Origin of the sequence: Sulfidibacter corallicola (genome assembly GCF_017498545.1) — a bacterium.
Classification (GTDB): Bacteria; Acidobacteriota; Holophagae; order Acanthopleuribacterales; family Acanthopleuribacteraceae; genus Sulfidibacter; species Sulfidibacter corallicola.
The window spans coordinates 9,052,764-9,070,819 of sequence record NZ_CP071793.1 but is presented as its reverse complement, the minus strand read 5'-3'; the positions used below and the strand labels follow the sequence as shown (position 1 = coordinate 9,070,819).

The 18,056-nt window shown below is 58.9% G+C and carries 12 protein-coding genes; 6 read left to right on the top strand and 6 right to left on the bottom strand.

The annotated features are described in order from the left end of the window. Positions 1-243: 243 nt before the first annotated feature. The gene (locus J3U87_RS27560; protein WP_237379003.1) at positions 244-1,563 is read right to left on the bottom strand and encodes an MDR family MFS transporter; all 1,320 of its coding nucleotides are present in this window, start codon (positions 1,561-1,563) and stop codon (positions 244-246) included. A gap of 394 nt (positions 1,564-1,957) precedes the next feature. Between J3U87_RS27560 and J3U87_RS27555 the strand changes: the two genes are divergently transcribed. After that, positions 1,958-4,399 carry a M14 family zinc carboxypeptidase gene (locus tag J3U87_RS27555; RefSeq protein ID WP_237379002.1) on the top strand — a complete coding sequence of 814 codons (2,442 nt, stop codon included), beginning with the start codon at positions 1,958-1,960 and terminating at the stop codon, positions 4,397-4,399. Positions 4,400-4,692: 293 nt separating this feature from the next. On the opposite strand, the gene J3U87_RS27550 is transcribed toward J3U87_RS27555, so the two are convergent. Beyond that, complete coding sequence (locus tag J3U87_RS27550; protein ID WP_237379001.1) at positions 4,693-5,220, bottom strand: GNAT family N-acetyltransferase; 528 nt, start codon at positions 5,218-5,220, stop codon at positions 4,693-4,695. 330 nt (positions 5,221-5,550) lie between these two features. Here J3U87_RS27550 and J3U87_RS27545 point away from each other — a divergent pair, with 330 nt between their 5' ends. Together J3U87_RS27545 and J3U87_RS27540 are read left to right on the top strand one after the other, a co-directional pair. Continuing rightward, positions 5,551-6,294: a hypothetical protein gene (locus tag J3U87_RS27545; RefSeq protein ID WP_237379000.1), complete on the top strand. Its 744-nt coding sequence runs from the start codon at positions 5,551-5,553 to the stop codon at positions 6,292-6,294. 33 nt (positions 6,295-6,327) lie between these two features. After that, entirely contained in the window at positions 6,328-6,606 is a 279-nt protein-coding gene (locus tag J3U87_RS27540) for a hypothetical protein (protein WP_237378999.1), read from the top strand. 96 nt (positions 6,607-6,702) lie between these two features. On the opposite strand, the gene J3U87_RS27535 is transcribed toward J3U87_RS27540, so the two are convergent. After that, the gene (locus J3U87_RS27535) at positions 6,703-9,939 is read right to left on the bottom strand and encodes a TonB-dependent receptor (protein WP_237378998.1); all 3,237 of its coding nucleotides are present in this window, start codon (positions 9,937-9,939) and stop codon (positions 6,703-6,705) included. A gap of 666 nt (positions 9,940-10,605) precedes the next feature. Between J3U87_RS27535 and J3U87_RS27530 the strand changes: the two genes are divergently transcribed. Next, complete coding sequence (locus tag J3U87_RS27530) at positions 10,606-10,857, top strand: hypothetical protein (RefSeq protein ID WP_237378997.1); 252 nt, start codon at positions 10,606-10,608, stop codon at positions 10,855-10,857. Between the two features lie 370 nt (positions 10,858-11,227). On the opposite strand, the gene J3U87_RS27525 is transcribed toward J3U87_RS27530, so the two are convergent. Then, positions 11,228-12,892 carry a diguanylate cyclase gene (locus J3U87_RS27525; protein WP_237378996.1) on the bottom strand — a complete coding sequence of 555 codons (1,665 nt, stop codon included), beginning with the start codon at positions 12,890-12,892 and terminating at the stop codon, positions 11,228-11,230. A gap of 293 nt (positions 12,893-13,185) precedes the next feature. On the opposite strand from J3U87_RS27525, the gene J3U87_RS27520 reads away from it, so the two are divergent. Continuing rightward, on the top strand, positions 13,186-13,797 hold the full coding sequence (locus tag J3U87_RS27520) for a DUF4352 domain-containing protein (RefSeq protein ID WP_237378995.1): 612 nt from the start codon (positions 13,186-13,188) through the stop codon (positions 13,795-13,797). Between the two features lie 219 nt (positions 13,798-14,016). Here the strand turns inward: J3U87_RS27520 and J3U87_RS27515 are convergent, their stop codons facing one another. Together J3U87_RS27515 and J3U87_RS27510 are read right to left on the bottom strand one after the other, a co-directional pair. Beyond that, positions 14,017-14,595: an ECF-type sigma factor gene (locus tag J3U87_RS27515; protein WP_237378994.1), complete on the bottom strand. Its 579-nt coding sequence runs from the start codon at positions 14,593-14,595 to the stop codon at positions 14,017-14,019. 331 nt (positions 14,596-14,926) lie between these two features. Next, the gene (locus J3U87_RS27510) at positions 14,927-15,820 is read right to left on the bottom strand and encodes a LysR family transcriptional regulator (RefSeq protein WP_237378993.1); all 894 of its coding nucleotides are present in this window, start codon (positions 15,818-15,820) and stop codon (positions 14,927-14,929) included. Between the two features lie 223 nt (positions 15,821-16,043). Between J3U87_RS27510 and J3U87_RS27505 the strand changes: the two genes are divergently transcribed. Further along, on the top strand, positions 16,044-17,048 hold the full coding sequence (locus tag J3U87_RS27505; protein WP_237378992.1) for an alpha/beta hydrolase: 1,005 nt from the start codon (positions 16,044-16,046) through the stop codon (positions 17,046-17,048). Positions 17,049-18,056 lie beyond the last annotated feature (1,008 nt).

Below are 18,056 nucleotides of genomic sequence, written 5' to 3'. Positions count from 1 at the left end.
CAGCATTCCTGATTCATCTTCGACGACGACAAGGCCGATGCCGGGTCCGAAGCATTGGGTTGCCTAGGATGCTGCGGAGATTCTGGTCGGAAATGTCCCTCTCAGGTTTTCTGGTCGCTTTGTGGGGTGAACGTCATGAATTACAGAAACAAAGCTTATATTCGATGTTTGTTTCGCTGGGTTCAACGTTGCATGGCACGCTCTTTGGGTTTGAGCCAGGCTTGGTTCTGGTGGTTCGCGGATCTACGCTGAATCCAGCGTCGGGCCGTCCGGGGTCCGGCCATCCGGGGTCCGGCCATCCGGGGTTCTCCCATCGGGGTTTTCGGATGAAACGGTCGCCACCGGTGCTTCAACGGGTTTCCAGAAAGCGCTCAGCACCAAGCTGCCCAGCCACAACACCAAACCGACGCTGCCGACGGACAACCAGAACCAAAACCCGCCCATCTGGTCCAGCAGGTAGATGCCGAGCGGCGGGCCGATCAAGGCGCCCAGCGAACCGGCGGCGGTATAGACACCCATGTAGGTGCCGCTGTTTTCACCGGAACGCTCCGCCACCAGGGTGTGCGAAAACGGCAGCGACAACATTTCGCCGACGGTCATGATCACGATGCAGACCGTGGCCCACATGAAGCTGTCGTGAAACACCAACAACGCGAATCCCAAGCTGAACAGGAAGCACCCGAATCCAAAGAGCTTGAGCGGATCGCGACCGTCCAACGCGTGTACCAGGGACATCTCGAACAGCAGAATGACTCCGGAACTGATGGTGAACAACAGGCCGATCCGCTCTTCCGAAAAGTCGAGATCTTTCTTTAAATACAGGGGAAAGGTGCTGAATATTTGAAACAGGATGATGAAAAGCAGCGCAAACAGCGCCATCAAGGCCATGAAGTGCATGTCCCGGAACGGTGAGTTGGGTGGAACTTCCCGCTTTTCCGACGTGGCGGTCGCGGCTTTGGCGGCGGGTGCGGTGGCCATGGTGGAAGGGCGCACCAATATTAAGAAGAGCACACCCGCGCCCAGGCAGGTGAGGCCGTCCACCATGAAAATCCAATCGTAGTTCGCTGCCGCCACGAAACCGCCGATCCCCGGGCCGATCGCCATCCCGCCGGTTCCGGCGATGCGGATCAGGGCGAAGGCGCGCGTGCGGTTGGCGGTCGTCACCCGCTCCGCGACCGCGGTCATCATCGCCGGGCGAAAGGCGTCGCTCACGAATCCGATGATGAAGCAGCCGAACGCCAGCGCGACCAAGCCGGCGAGCTGGAGAAACAGGGGGAACACGATGCCGGCCCCAAACAAACTGACCGTCATGATGCGGGTCGAACCGAACATGGTGGAGAGACGTCCGCCGGCATAGGAACCGAGCACGGAGCCCAAACCGAAGGCGAACAGCATCGCTCCGGTGTGCCCTTCGTCGAGGCCGCGGCTCTGGGTCAAAAACAGCGCGAGAAAAGGCAGGACCATGGTGCCGGCACGGTTGATGAACAACACCAGGCAAAGCAACCAGATGGAACGTGGAATGCCTGAATACGCGGAGCGGAAAAACTGAAATATTTGCGCCATGACACCACCCCGTGGAATCCAACATTCGAATGCCGGAAAACTGGTCCGAAACGGCCGGTTTCGACCGCTTCCGGAAACGCAGATTGCACATTCTACAGCATCTGATGTGGATTGTGCGTCCGAGAGATGAACAACAAGGTTGCCACCTCGATCTAAATTGCGTAAAACTTGAAGCTTAGCTAATAGTTACTTGTAGTGGGGGAAAAGAACGTTTGCTCCGTTTTTATGATTTGTAAGGGCCTTCTCGACAATCAGACCCGAATGGTTTGTGATTGTTTGGAAAAAACTTGGGTTTCCTGGCCATTCGTGACCGCCCGCATGGGCGATGCCGGCGTGCTGATCGACACTGGTACCGCGACCAGACGTCCGGAACACTCGCAAAGAGGGGAGATACATGAATAACGGTTTGCGCCTGTGGGCTTCGGTTCTCGTGCTGATCTACATCGCGTCGGTCGACCTGTTCGGGCAGACGAGGGACTTCATCAACGAGACGCCCTATCTCGAGGGGCCCTGGTTCGTGCGCGCCTATTATGCCGACCGCGACATGTTGCAGAAGCTGTCGGCCCTACACGAGCCCCGCATGGCCGACCGGGAAAACGGCTATGTGCTGGTGGATATTTCGGAAGAGGATATCGCCGACCTGTTGGCGCTGGGCCTGGTCCTGGTCGTCGACGAAGCCGCAACCAAGCGTTTGAAGGGTCCGCCTGCGTTCCGCGGAGTCCAGCGCGTGGGTATTCCGGGGTTCCCCTGCTATCCGACGGTGGAGGAGACGTTTTCGATCGCCCAGGAGCTGGTGACCAACCATCCGGATTTGGCGGAATGGGTGGATATCGGCGACTCGTGGGAAAAATTGGACAATCCCGAGGAGGGTTACGACCTGATGGTCCTGAAACTCACCAATCGCAATACCGCGGGCGACAAACCGGTGTGGTTCTCGATGTCCTCGGTGCACGCCCGGGAATACACCACGGCGCCGCTGATGACCCAGTTCGCGCGCGACCTGGCCGCCGGGTACGGTGTGGACGCCGACGCCACCTGGCTGTTGGACACCCAAGAGTTTCATTTTCTGCTGATCGCCAACCCCGATGGCCGCAAGCGGGCCGAGGCCGGCCAATCTTGGCGCAAGAACGCCGACAACGATTTCTGTTCCGGTTCTTCTCTCCGCGGCATCGATCTCAACCGCAATTTTCCGTTCATGTGGGGCTGCTGTGGCGGCTCCAGCGGGTCGGCCTGCAACGAGACGTTTCGCGGCCCCAGTGCGGGTTCGGAGCCCGAGGCCTCGGCGATCGTGAATTACGTCCGCACCATCTTCGAAGACCAACGCGGCGACGGGGTGGACGACCCCGCACCGGACGATGCTTCCGGTATCTTTTTCGATATGCACAGCTTCAGCGAGCTGGTGTTGTGGCCCTACGGCTTCGATACGACCGAGGCGCCCAATGGTGCCGCCTTGGCGACTTTGGGCCGGAAAATGGCCTTTTTCAACGGATACAGCCCCGAAAAGGCTTCCCAGTCCTTCAACACGGATGGGACCACCGACGATTTTGCCTACGGTGACCTGGGCATTCCCGCCTATACGTTCGAACTGGGAACCTCCTTTTTCCAGAGTTGCGGTTTCTACGAAAACGACATCCTGCCGAAAAACCTGCCCGCCTTGTGGTACGCGGCGCGGGTGGCGCGGACGCCCTACCTCACGCCCGCCGGGCCCGACACCTTCGACGTCTCCCTCTCGGCCGTGGCGGTCCTGCAGGGAGAAGCCGTCAACCTGACCGCCGAACTCAGCGACGGTCGCTTCAACCAGAGCAACGGCGTGGAACCGACCCAGACCGTGGCGGCTGCCGAATATTACGTGGACATGGCGCCCTGGGAACAGGGAGCGACCGGGCTTCCCTTGGCTTCCCAGGACGGCGCATACGACGAAACCCAAGAGACGGTCGGCGTGACGCTGGACAGCGGCGCCTTGACCACGGATCGCCACACGCTGTACCTTCGTGCACGCGACAGCGACGGCAATTGGGGAGCGGTTACCGCCGTGTTTCTGTACGTGCTTCACCCTCAGCTTGCGCCGCGCATCGAAGGACGGGTGACCCAGGCCGAAACGAACCAGCCGTTGCAGGCGACGGTCACCGCCGGCCAGTTTTCCACCCAAACGGACGAAACGGGCCACTACAGCCTGACCCTGCCGGAGGGCACCTACACCCTCACGGTGGCGGCGGACGATCACGGTTCCGCCCAGCAGACCGGTGTGGCGGCGGTCGAAGGCGAAGTGCTCACGCGCGATTTCGCGCTTCAGCCCATTTGCGACCAGGTCACCCAGGACGGTGAGCAAGGTGCGGCGGGCTGGGTCGCCTCGGGGACTTGGGCCTTGACCGACCAGGTGGTGCACCAGGGATCCTTCGCCTGGACTGACAGTCCCAGCGGCGATTACGGCAACAACCGTGACATGTCGCTGACTTCGCCGTCCCTCTCGATGGCCGGCGTCACGAATGTACGCCTGACCTATTGGCAGCGATACGACCTCGAATCGGGCTACGACTACGGGATCGTCGAATACCGCATCGCGGGTGGTGCCTGGATCGAGGCCAGCCGCATCAGCGGCACCAACACGACCTGGAACGAAACCGAGGTGGCGCTTCCCGATCTGGACGGGGAGGGCGAGGTACAGGTTCGGTTCCGGTTGACCAGTGACCAGGGCGTCACGGCGGATGGCTGGTACTTGGACGAGATTCGCCTCAGCGGGTCGGGGGCGACCTGCTCCGAAACGAACTTCATGGACCTGATTGGTCGCTGGCCGGAAGGTATCACTGTCCTGGACATGGTGAGCCGCCTGGAGTGATCGCCGCTGCCGACCCTAACCGTCAGCGAATTCGGTGCTTTGCGTCGAGGGATCTATCTCGAACCGCGAGCCGGTGCCCATCCAGCAGCGAAAAGATCGCAACCGCGAAACTGAAACGCCCGGATGGGCACGCGATCAGGCTTCAGGCGTCAGGTCTCGGCAAAAACCTCGTTCTTAGGTAATGAGCTGACACCTGATACCTGAGACCCGACTGCCAATACCAGTCGGCATTGGAAACCCGGCCGACTCGGAGGAGCATGTGTAATAAAACCCTGTAACTGGAGGGATACTGGCTATTCCAAATCCCAGAGTAGCACGCGGTCCACTTGCAGGTCCTTGCCCAGCATGAAGCTCTTTTCGCCGACATCGCCGAAACCCATTTTTTCGTAGAATCGCCGCGCGCGTCGGTTTTCGGACCAAACGCCGAGCCAAATCCCGCGGAATCCGAGCGAACGCGCCTCGTCACCGCAGGCGGCCATCAGCGGCGAGGCCAATCCCTCGCCGTGGAAGGGCTTGTCGATGTAGAACCGTTCCAACTCCAGGCAGGGCGACACGGGGAGCGTCACCGTGGGTTTCTCCAGATTCATCCGCGCGTAACCGCACAACTCATCGGCCATGTGCATCAGGAGGAACAGCGTGTCCTCCCGTGCCAGCGCCTTTTTGTGGCACGCCAGGGTCAGGTGCTCGGCCAGGTATTGCTCCATGTCCTCCGGCGTGTTGTGGTCCTGGTAGGTATCGATAAAGGTGCGCATGGCGAAAGCCGCCAGGGGCAGCGCATCCTCCAAGTTCGCTCTGCGTACCGCGTATGACTTGGAACTCAAACAAACCTCACTTTGGTACAAAGGTCGAACCGGATCGAGAAGAAGCGGTGCAAGTGCTTTCATTTTAGCAGGTACCGCAAACCCGTGTTCCCGGAAAACAGGTGGGGCCATTGCCGGGATTGTCTCAGTAATGTCTCGTGCAGAGACATGTGTGAGACAAGTTGAATGTCTCAAGCGAGACAGGCCAAATGAACTCATCATTAGAAACATGTTTGGATTGAGTAAGTTAGCGAAAAATGGAGTCTTGGCACGGTCACTGCTCTTCCTACCGGGCACCGACGCGAAGTTCCACCAGGAACCTAAGGCACGCCAACGGTAGAGGAGGCTGACATGCAGAAGCGTTTTCCCAAGATTCAACTCGTGGCCGGAGCGTCACACAAGGTCCGCAAGGTCACCCCTTCATCCGTAACCGCGATTGTCGATTATGATTCCGTGCCGGTCGAACTGGAAACGGGAGCGAGCATGTTGCCGCTTCCGATGTTGCCCATCGGCGAGACCAACCTGGTCGCCCTTCAGTGGGCCTGGCTTCAGCGCAACGGATTTCTCAGGGCCCGCCTGAACGCGCCCGATGCTCGCGGGTTGTTGCGGGATCACCTGGAACGCAAACATTTACTGGCCGAAGGTCGCGATACGCGCGGCCAAGGCCTGTTGCTCCCCAAGGATATGCTCAACGGTTGCGACTCCCTCGCACGGTTGCTGCTCGAGACGGTGGTCGGCCCTGGTCAAGGGGTATTTCTGGTGGCCGGCCACCTTCTCGGCAGCTCTTTGTTGCCAAGTTTCGGCAAACAACCGATGCTCTTCTATCGCGGTGCGGACCTCGTGCCGATGGCGTACCTGCCCAAGATCGAACTGGTGACGATCTTGCGCCGGGTGAAATTGGTGCGCGACCTCGACCATTTGGTGGCCCTGATCGCCCGGTTCTTTCCCCTGCACCAGCGCGAACATGTGGAAGACGGGCTGATCGAGCTGAAGGATCTACACGATTACCGTAGGCTGAACGAGGGTCTCGAGGAACTGGGAGATGATGAGAAAGTGGGGTCTCTCTACAAAGAAGGGGTCGAGGTCTTCATTTGAGGTGAACGGACAGGGACGATGGGGAGGTGGCGGATGTGTGAGTTCGAACAGGGAGCAGGAGAGAGGAGCGCGATCGCCACTCGGCCACTCGACGTGGCGATGCTGGAACAGTTGGTCTGGATGCTCGGCGTGCGGATCCAATCCGGCAACGAATTGGTGCGGCGAACCCGCGAACAGACTGCCTCGGTGCGGCGGCTACGTGGCCAGGTAAATCGAACCGAAGCGGAACTGGGGCGAATCCGGGGGGAGATGAACCGGCGCATCGCGGTCCTGGCCGAAATGCGCAGGGATTTGGAACGGGGACTGAGCTGAAGCCGACGAATCCGACGATCCGAAACGCCAAAACCTGAACAATAAAAAAGGGCCGCGTTACCGCGGCCCTTTCCGTGTTCGAAGATCGACTCAGGCTTAGAAGCTGAAGCGAATACCGAACTGCCCCTGCCATCTGGAACGGATGTCGTCGATGGTGAAGCGGTTGTCGGGGTTGGTGATCTGCAGGTCGTAGATCGGCTTGCCTTCGTCGTTTTCGCCGCGGTAGCGAATCGGCTGCACGGTGTTGAAGTTCACGTACTCGTGCAGACCGTCTTCGTCGTCGAGCAGGTTGGCGACGTTGAAGATGTCCAGGTAGGCCTGAACGCGGTAGCGGCTGAAGCTGGTTTTCAGCGCGAAGCTGATGTCCAACTGGTGGATCCAAGGTGCGCGAGACGCGTTACGCTCGGCGATCTGGCCGAACTCCAGGTTGCCGTCGGCTTCCACGTATTCCACGAAGGTGTTCCAGATTTCCTGCTCGCTCAGGCCGGAAGGACCACGCCATTCGACTTCGTCCATGGAGGCGGGCACGTACAGCAGGTCGTTGCTGAACTGGCCGTCACCGTTGACGTCGCCGTTGAAGATGTTGGAGTAGGCGCGACCGGACTGGGCGTTGTAGTAACCGGAAACGGTCAGGGTGAACTTGTCGGCCACTTGGAAGTCGTAGGCGACCGAAGCGGTGAAGCGGTCTTCGATACCGAAGCGCGAGTCGGCGGTTTCGGGCTCGTTGGGGTTACCCTGGTTGGGCACGAAACGCCAGTTGGAGAAGGCCTGGCTGGAGGTACCGTCGTTGACGGACTCGGAGCTGTTGTAGAGGTAGCTCACGAACCAGTAGAGGCCGTCGCGGAAGGGGCGCTCGAGCTTGACGTTGAGCGAGAGCTGGTCGCCTTCGCTGGTGTTGGTCAGGTAGATCACATCGCTGAGGCCGTTGTCCTGGCGCTCCCACATGGGACGGCCGTCGAAAGCGGTGGCGATGGAACCGTCGTCGTTGCGCTCAGGCACGATGTTCAGGTTTTGATAGAGGATTTCGTTCATGTTCTTGGAGTAGATGACTTCGGCACTGGCGACCATGCCCCAGAAGCCCAGGTCGTGGTCGTAGGCCAGGTTGGTGCGGAAGACCTGCGGCAGCTCGAAGTCGGGATCGATGACATCGATCTCGTTGGTGAAGGTGCGAACGCCTTCGATGGATTCGGGCTGGTTGAACGGATCCGGGTTGAAGGGGATGTGGTTGTCTTCGCTGACACCGCGAACACTGGCGCGAACGCGGGTGAACTCGATACCGGTGTTGGAGTACTGGTTGGACAGCCACACGTACGGGGTACGGCCGGAGAAGATACCCAGACCACCGCGCAACTGACGGCTGCCGTCGCCGGTGACGTCCCAGTTGAAACCGGCACGGGGCGACCACAGCAGGTTGCCGTCGGGGGTGTTGGTGGTGGACAGGCCGCCCGTGCGCAATTGCGCGTTGGGGTTTGCGATGGGGTTGTCCTCATACCACTGGAAAGAATCCATGATCGGGTTGTTGGTCGGCTCGTCCGGGAACAGGGGGACGTCCAAACGCAGGCCCAGGGTCACGGTGAGGGAGGGGCTGACGGTCCACTGGTCGCCGGCGTAGAAGCCCAACTGCTGGGCGTCGAACTTGGCGGACTCGAGGGGATCGTCGGTGGCGGAGAAGCTGTAGTCGTACTGGCGAGCCCAGCCATTGCGGAAATCTTCGAGGGTGTCGAACTGGTAGGCACCGAAGTTTTCGCGGATGAACAGGTTGTCGAAGCTGAACAATTCGTTGTGGGTACCCACGGTGATGGTGTGGGCGCCCATGAAGAAGGTCAGGTCGTTGGTGATTTCCAGGATGTCCTGGTCCAGCGCGTTGCGGGTAGAGAAGCGCTCGGTACCGGCTTCGAACTCGTCGCCGATGCGGCCCGGGAACTGGTCGTTGGGGAAGTTGTTGTCCGGATCGATGTTTTCGATCTCGACCCAGGGGAACGGATCGCCAACGCCGGTACGACGGTCTTTGATGGTTTGGTAGCTCAAGCGGAATTCGTTGTAGAAGCCGCCGAAGGAGCTGTTCAACTGGACGACGGTCGAATTGGTTTCGTTCGGGAAGAACTGGGCGTTACCCGGGAAGTTGTAGGCGAACAGGTCCGGAGCGATGCGATCGTTCTCGGCGTCGACGTAGTTGTGACGCACGGTCAACTGGTGGGCGTCGCCGATGTTGAAGTCGAAGCGAACGAAGATGGTGTCGCTGTCGGTGTTGCGGGTGATCTCGTCGAGGCCGCCGGGATCGTAGCCGTACTGGTCGCGCAGGATGCTGACGAACTCTTGGGCTTCGTCGAAGAAGCCGAAGTTCTGTCCCGTGCCGCTGGTGCCGTCCTGACGGATCTCGACGCCGGTGGGGACTTCTTTGCGTCGGGATTCGGCGGACACGAAGAAGAAGGCCTTGTCTTTGATGATCGGGCCACCGACGCTGAAGCCGGTCTGGGTTTCGTCGTACTCACCGAACTCGGCGATGTCGCCGCCGGGAAGTACGTACTCACCGAATTGGCTGTCGGTCTTGAAATAGTGGAACAACGAACCGCTCAGGTCGTTGGTGCCGGACTTGGTGATGGCGTTGACGCCACCGCCGGAAAAACCGCCCTGACGGATGTCGTAGGGGCTGACAAGCAACTGGATTTCTTGGATGGCTTCGAGGCTGACGGGCTGGGCTTCGGCCTGGCCACCGGGCGCGCCGGAAGCCGACAGACCGAACAGGTCGTTGTTCACGGCGCCGTCGATCAGGATGCTGTTGTAACGGTTGTTGCGGCCGGCAACGGAAAGCGTGCTGGCGCCACCCTCACTGTAATCTTGGAAATAGGGGTTGGTACGAGCGAAATCGGAGATAGCGCGGTTGACCGTGGGAAGCTTTTCGATCGCCTCTTCGCTCACGTTGCTGGCTGCACCTTGGCGGCCAGGGTTGATGAGCGCGTTGGTGTCGGCGACGACGACCAAGGTTTCTTCCACGGCGTCGACGGTCATTTGGAAGTTGATCTCTTGGGTCTCACCCAGTTTCAGGAAAAGGTTGTTCCGCTGCTGGGTCTTGAAACCCGGCATGGTTGCGGTAATCGTGTAGGGTCCGCCAACGCGAACGTTGCGCAAGTCGTAACGGCCATCGGCACGAGTGACGGCGCTGTAACGAGTTCCTGTGGGTTCGTGAACACCGTTGATCACGACGCCGGGCAAAGGCTGATTGTTGGAATCGACGGCATCACCAGTTAGGTTCGCTGTCGTGACACCCTGGGCAAGGGCTACCGTCGTCCATGCTGCGCACAAAACGCAAATCATGGATTTAAATAATTTCATCGCTCCCCTCCAAGCACGGGCTTAGGTTGGTAAATTTGAAAGGACAAACTTGCTCTCCATATTTTTTCGAGACCTCTTCCGTTGCGAGCAACCGGAGACCTCGCTCGGCATACCAGATTGCTTTTTGTCGATGATGCCGAATCCATCACCGATACGTACCCCGCCGACGGAGTCGTGTGGAACTGGCTCTGTTCCGTCTTGTCCACAATACCGGGTCCAAATCAAAGGAGATTCCCTCGAGATAGGCAAATAAAGATTAAGAGCTAGGGATATCCCGGAGTACATCCAGGTATTTCTCATCGTCGCTTCCGAACCCTCGGACGCGTATCGGCCTGAAAAACCGAACGCCGAGGCGCTTGTTCGAAGATCCTCGATGGACAGGGACAAGACCGCCCACCGTCAAAGCCTGGCAACTGTGCCATTGGAATGTTAGCAGTCTTTGAGGCTTATGTTAAAAAAATGTTAAGTTGCCGAGCTGCGTCATGGAATTTTTTACATTGATGTCCAAAAGAACCCCTAACTTTATTCTCTTTGGAGAACCCGTGAAAACCCTGTACATTCCCCTCCCAGAGCCATTTATCCGCCCACGATACTTTCTTCCACCACCACTCCCGGCTACAATGCTTGACGTTCGACAATGTCTTCGTTTTGTTAAGGAGTTGTAGTTTGAACCCTGCTTTGTTAAGAAAAGTCATCCTCGGTGTGTCCGTCGGTTGGGCCGTGATTGCCGCTATTTTGGCGCTGACATTTTTTATGGGATGGTTGCCCCGAGAGATCTTCGATTGGGTGTTCATCGGGGGCTTTATCCTTTATGCCGTGGTCATTACATTCCTTTCGAAAGCGTTGCAGGAAATGTCCGACGACGAAGTACCGCCCGCGGACGACCAGGTGGAGAAGCCGTCGACCGATCCTAAATGAGGGTTTTGTTTTTTGACGAGGTGCGGCATGGCCGGTTGCGGTTCCGTCAGGAAACTGTAAAACCGAACCTGGTCGGCGAGGGGATTTGGCGAAAAGTTTTTCGATGAAGCAACAGTTCCCGGTTCGGCGAGCATCGTCGAATCGGGCCTGTTTTCCCTCGCTCATATTAATAATGTATGGGACCTCATCCGGTGGGAACCAAGCGGACGATCCTCCGGCGCGGCGCCCAGATTTTGCGGGTGGAGCAGGATTTTGGCATTGGATCCTTTGGATCCGCTCCCCATAATAAGGATAGGGGAGATGTGAAATCCTGCCTTGGTGACGGGTGTTGTATGGATGTATCCGAAGCGACACATCAACTTTCGAACCGTCAGGTCTGGTTTTCCCCGTAGAGCACCACGCGATTTCGTCCGGTGCGCTTGGCTTCGTAGAGGGTGGCATCGGCGAAGTTGAGCAGGTCTTCGTCGGAGGTCACGCCCGGCCGATCGGTATCGACCAGCCCGATGCTCACGGTGACCTCGATTTGGTGGTCGCCGATTTCGAACACGTGTTCCTGCACGGCCAGGCGGTAGCGTTCGGCCACCACCCAGGCCTGGCTCTGCAATGTCTCGGGCAGGATCATGGCGAATTCCTCGCCGCCGATCCGCGCCACCAGATCGCCCTTGCGGCAGATCTCCTTGAGCAGGGAGGCGACCGCTTGAAGCACCGCATCGCCGACCGAATGGCCGTAGGTGTCGTTGATCAGTTTGAACCGATCCAAATCCAGAAGCATCAGCGAAAAACTGCTGTGCGATCGTTCGTGGTGGGCCCAGAACAGTTCGATCTGCGAATCGAAGTGACGGCGGTTGTAGAGGCCGGTGAGACTGTCGGTGAGGGCCAGTTCCTCGAGCAACTTGTTCTTCTCGTGCAACTCGTCGATGAGCCGCTTGATGCGCATTTGCGCTTGGATGCGGGCCGCCAACTCCTCGAACTTGAAGGGTTTGGTGATGTAGTCGTCGGCGCCCGCGCGCAGGGCGGACACGATGTCCGACTCCTTGTTTCGTCCGGTCAGCATCAGAATGGGCGTAAAGGCGAAATCTTTTTTTCCGCGAATGGTGGTCACCAGATCCAAGCCGTCCCAATCGGGCAGCTCCCAATCGAGCACCATCAGGTCGGCGTCGCCCTCGTTGCTTTGTAGGTAGCGCACGAGTTCCACACCCAGGGCGAATTCGCGGACGTGGAAGCCCAGTTTATTGAGGTAATGCACCACCAGGCGCCGAATGGTGGGACTGTCTTCGAGAATCAGGGCGGTCTCGGAACGGCGGTAACGCAGGTCGACGATCAGCCGCTCGATAAAACGCAGCAGGTGCTTGCTGGGCCAGGGTTTTTGAAAGAATTCCTTGATCCCGGCCGAGAAGCCTTTGCGCAGCAACTCGTTGCCGTCCAGCGAGGTGATGACCACCACCGGAATGTGGGCCGTCTCGCTGGATGCGGAAAGTTGGCGGCACAGTTCGTAACCGTCGATACCGGGCATCAGCAGATCGGTCACGATCACACTGGGATTCAGGACGGCGGCGACCTTGTGGGCACAGGTTCCGTCGCTGATGTAATACATGTTGAAGCCCGCCATACCCAATTCGCGAAACAGGACACCGCGCGCGGTACGGCTGTCGTCCACGGCCAGGATGATTTCGGGACGGTCCCGCGGTCCTTCCCGCGCATAATGGATGAATTCCTTGATCGAGGGCTTGTCCAGCGGTTCGCACAAAAGGCCCGAGAGTTGACCATAGTAGGCGGAGTGCTGCAGGCGGTTGTCCGGATCGATGTAGGCCATCACCGGAACACCGTGCTCCACGGCGAGCGTGAGCACGCGATCGATGGCGTCGTCCTGCTGGGAAAGATCGGTGCTGGGAATGACGACGGCGTAGGTATCCTCGATTTGGGCCTTGAGTAAATCGTAGAGCGAACGCCAGTTGGAAACCAGCTTTACGGGAACATCGACATCATGGAGCGCACGGAGATCAACCTTGCAACTGAGGATGGTAGGGTTCTCCATGATTCGAGCCACCTGAAGGGAAAGTAAGGCCGCCAAAAATGGCCGGGGCCACGCTCTGAATGGACGAGGTAAAGCAATTCCAGCTATTTTAGGCCAATTACGGTGGAAATACCAATGGCTCGTCCCCAGAAATCCCGACGGGACATGCTTTTCCTCGGGGAAGTTCTCGGCGCGGACCACCGAGGCGCCGGATTCACTTTATAATGGTGCCAAGCCACCCCATCGGTCATGATCGGGCGCCTCGGACCATCGTCGAGTCAAACGCCGGATCGCCACCCCTCAGGAACACATCGATGCAGCCCATCTGGAAACAAGACAGCAAGAGCCGCAACATTCAGCCCAAGGATCTGCCGCAATTCGAGGCGGCGGGTACCCAGCTCGATCACTTTCAATTTGCGCGGGCGATGCGGATGGTGAGCACCCGTGCCGTTCTGCTCGTCGCCCTTCTGGCTTTGGTGGGAATCGGCTTCCACATCGAAACGTCCCTGCGCCTCAAAAAGGAGCGGTTCGGCCAGTTCGAAAAGCTGGAGAACACGACGTTCCGGGACCAGGTGCTTCTGACGGTGCGCAGTTTCAAGGTGGAGGATTCGCTCAAGGGGTGGATTTTCACCACGACGCCGCGCAAAGGGTTTCAGTTCATGGTCGTCGACGTGGAGGTCACCAACCGCGCCGATCGCAGCTATCGGTTGGATGCCTTTGGATTCTCGATGTATACCCGCAACGGCAATCGCTACAATACGTCGCTGAAGATGCGGGGCGCGCGCGGCAGGATCACCTCGCAGAAATTGAAGCCGGAAAAGTCAGCGGATGGCCTGGTGGTTTTCGAATTCAAGAAGGGCGAGCGTCCAGATTCGCTCCAGATCGGGGGCGGGAGCGGGACCGTGGCCCGCGTGCCTCTGCGCTGATCGGGCTCGCCAGAAAAGGGCTGGTCGAGACGACGGCGAGGGATGGGATTCGCACACGAAGTGGCGACCATCCTGGCGTACCTCGGATACCGGGGCAAGTACCCGATCGAGCGGATCCAGGAGCATTTTTCCGTCACCCACCGAAAAGGGGGCCGACGGAGGCATCATGCGAATCCTTCACCTCGTCGGCCTCCATTTCCAGGCGCCGATTGCAGTACATTACAGGGCCAATGATCTGGGCGATTGGGGGAGGTGGCTCAATATCCACAACTTGGCCGCACGAATCTGGCGCTTGGCGGTTGCCCGCGAGATATTCTGAACTTGGGCGATTTCCGTGCTCGACATACCGCCGAAGTACCACATCTCCAAGATTTGCGACTTGTCCGGATCGATTTGGGTCAATTTGTTCAGTGCCTGGTCGAAGGCCAACAGGGTTTCGTAATCGATGGCCTTCTGGCCGACTTGATCTTCTTCCAGGGGATTGAAGACGATGCCGCTGCCGCGCTTGACGCGTTTCCTGGCGCGGGCGTGGTCGACCAGGACTTGCCGCATGATGCGCGAAGCGAAGCCGAAGAACTGTTCGCGGTGCTCGAACGCCAATGGGCTGCCCTTGGCGAGCCGCAGGTAGAGTTCGTGAAGGACGATGGTGGGCTGGAGCGTGACCTGATGTTGCTCGCGGCGAAAGCAGGACTCGGCCAGGTGTTTGAGATGGTGATAGACCATCTGGAAAAGTTCGTTGAGGGCAGCGGGGTCACCTTGGGACCATCGATCGAGATGGCCCGTAATGTCGTGATTCATCGGATGCCTCGGGTAGTGGAGATAAAATGGTGCGAGATAAGGGTTTTTGTAAAAAACGTAGGGAAGGCCACCTCGAAGGATGGCTTTGGTTGGATCATTCGAAATTCAGTTGTTTGACAAAATAACCTAATAAAATAAGAAAAAGTGCTGAATTAGGAAAATAGATGAATTAAGTACGCATGGCTTTTCTAGCACGAAAATCCATCGCGTTCGGTCTCGGTTGATTGACTGAAGGAGTGTTCAGGAAAAAGCGTGATGCAGATCACTTATTGAGCGCAAAGGTCGAGACTCAGGGCGAGGTCGTCGCATCCGCGATTCGGGCGCACCGCAATCAGGCCTCTTCATCCTCGGAGATCAGGGGACGGCTCGTGGATTCGGCCAAAAAGTTCATGACCGCCTGAACGGCCGCCGATTTGCGGCGCTCCTGATGGGCCACGAGCCATACTTCGCGGTAGATGTCGCCGGTATCGATCGGCAGTCGCACCAGGTGTTTGATGTGGCGGGCCGTCGGTCGCGGCAGCAGGCCCGCACCGAGGCCCGCTTTGACGGCCGCGATCAGGGGTTTGAACCCGTTGCAGCGCAGGATGGCCTCCAGGTTGGGGTGGCGCTCGTGGAACCAATTGGATTCGGGTAAGTTCGGGAACATCAGGTCGGGCACGATCCACTCTACCGCGTAGGGATCGGTTTTCTGCTCCTCGGTGAGCTTGGCGTGATAGGCCTCGGAGACGTAGACCCCGTAACCGAAACCTCCCAATTTGCGCGCCACCAGGTCCGACTGATGCGGTCGCACCAGCCGAATGGCCACATCGGCCTCGCCGCGGCTGAGGTTGACCAGGTAGGGACTGCTGCGTAGGTCGATTCGGATTTTGGGGAAGTCCCGATAGAATTCCGGGAGCAAGGGCGCGATGTACCAGGTGGCGATTTCCTCGATCGTGGCGACCACGACGGTTCCGGCGGCCTCGGTATTGGCGCCCTCCAGGGTGCGTGTGATGCTCAGGGCGGTGCGTTCCATTTCTTCGGCCAGGCCCAGCAGGTGCTCGCCCGCGCTGGTGAGCGATAGGCCTCGCGTGTCGCGCGTGCACAAACGCACGTCCAGGTCCGATTCCAGTGCCGCCAGGCGGCGACTCACCGTGGATTGGTTGACGCGAAGTTTGCGGGCCGCCTCGGCAATCGATTTGGATCGGGCCACGGTCAGAAAGTAGCGCAAGTCATCCCATTGGAACACGTGGGAATCCTCCGTGCAGAAGTGTGAAAAGGAACGTCAGATCCATCCTATCCGCGATCGATTCGCTTGGCAATGCAAATTCGCATGGAGTCATTGCTGGATTTGATCTGGCTATGCGTTCATGCCGGCATTAAGGTGTTATTGGGCGTCTTTATTCGACGGTCACATCCAGTCTCGCGGGTTTGCCGGTATCGGCGCCCGCCTTTTTTCGAGGAGGCCGTTTATGGCTCAGCAGGTTTCGATCGCTTCCGCCGTTCCCGATACGTCATCACCCATTCGGCAGGTCCCCAAATCGGCGTTGAACCCGAGAATCGTGCCCTTGTCCGACGAAGAAGTCGCCTCCATGAAGGATTCGGCGTTCACCTATGCCGGCCCCATGGCTCCGCCCTGGATGAGGGCGACCTTGGGTTTTGCCGGAAAGTTGGCCCCGCGAACGTTGGCGCCCTTGGTTTCGCGTCTTTGGTTCACCCCGGGAAAGGCGGCCCGTCCGGCCCGTGAACAGGCCTGGCTGGAGGCGGCGCAGCGGCGCGAGACGCTGGTGTGGCGCGACGGTACGGTTCAACTCTACGGATGGGGCGGGACCGGCCCCCTGGTTCTGCTGGTTCACGGTTGGCAGGGGCGCGGCACGCAAATGGCGGCATTCGCGGAGCCGCTGGTGGAAGCCGGTTTTCGGGTGTTGGCCTTCGACGCGCCGGCCCACGGCGATTCGGCCGGCAAGCAGACGCACGGCGAAGCGTTCGCCCGGGTGATCGAAACGATCCAGCGCCAGGAAGGTCCGTTCCACGCCATGATCGCCCACTCCTTCGGCTGCGCACCGGCCACCTACGCCCTGCGCTGCGGCGTCTCGATCGAGAAGCTCGTGCTCCTGGCCCCCGCACGCGGATTGGAGTTCGCCATTCGCAGTTTCCAGGTGGGTTTGGGCGTGCCGGAGCCCGTGGTGCCCCATTGGAAGCGCATCGCCGAAGCCAAGGTCGGTCAGGTCGGCGATATTTGGCGGGCCATGTCGGTGACCGCCAATCTCGAAGCCATGAATCCCGATGGTTTGGTCGTCCACGACCGCGACGACCATTGGGTCAGCGTTCGGGAAGGGCGCGCGGTGGCCTCCAGTTGGGAAAATGGAACCTACTGGGAAACCAGCGGGTTGGGTCACCATCGAGTATTGCGCGACCCGGAGATCGTGGCGCGGGTCACCGATTTTTTGAAGGGTGGCGGTGCATCCGAAGCCTAGCCTGCCTTCGGGGTGAAGGTCTCAGGATTTCCACCACTGAGTCGCCGCCCAGGCCGGGGGCCGGAATGCCGGACCACGGATTGCCGATGGTCGGAATGCCGAACCACCGGCACACCGGCCACCGGGTTTCAGGTGGGTAACTAATCGAAGCGAATCGTTTGGGAGTTCCCGCATTTGTGAGAGGGGCGTCGTTGCAGTAGGTGCCGGGCCATACCGGCCGTACCCGCCCAGGGCGCCGGGCCGACATTTTTCGACGAACTCCCCGCACATCCGCCTTTTTAGGTTTTTGTCCTTATCTTCGAGCTTTTTACAGAGTTTGTTACATAAGAGCCACGAACAAACGGGGCGGACGCCCAGCTTGATTTCGAGAAAGAAACAACGCGAAGCGAGCCGATCCGAGGAACTCACATGCTCGTAAGTGACGCAAAATCTGTAGGTTGAGCAGCTTGCTCAACCAATCGAAGCGACTTGGCAGAAATATTTTGCGCCATCGAGAGATCGAAGGCCCGACTTATCTGCTTCGCTCTTTTACGACTCGATCTTTCGAGGCCTTGATCGCTTCGAAGTGTCGGCCGGGCCGGCCAACCTACTGCCGCGCCGACCCTTAAAGCATGCGGGAACTCCTCGCGTGGATCACTTCGGCGAGTTCAGCCGGCGGGCTTACCGCCCGCTGAACCAACCGGGCACGACGAATCTCTCGACTTTAGGGCACTCCAGACAGATTCGTTTCAAGAGAGCCACGCACCAGAGGGCATACCCAGCTCGATTTCGAGAAAGAAACAGACCACCTTGTTTCTGGCGAAAGGCGATGGGTCGTTCATCCGAAAAATTTAGCAGGAACGCATGAACATCGAAAACCAGGATAGGATCCGCATTTGGTGTCACATTATGGTCCTGCTTTTCCTGGTTTCGATCATTCCTGTCTTCCTGATCAAGATTTGACGACGGCAAGACCCTGCTCAGGTTGAACGCACCACCATGATTCAAGAGAGGTCGCGGAGATCGCGG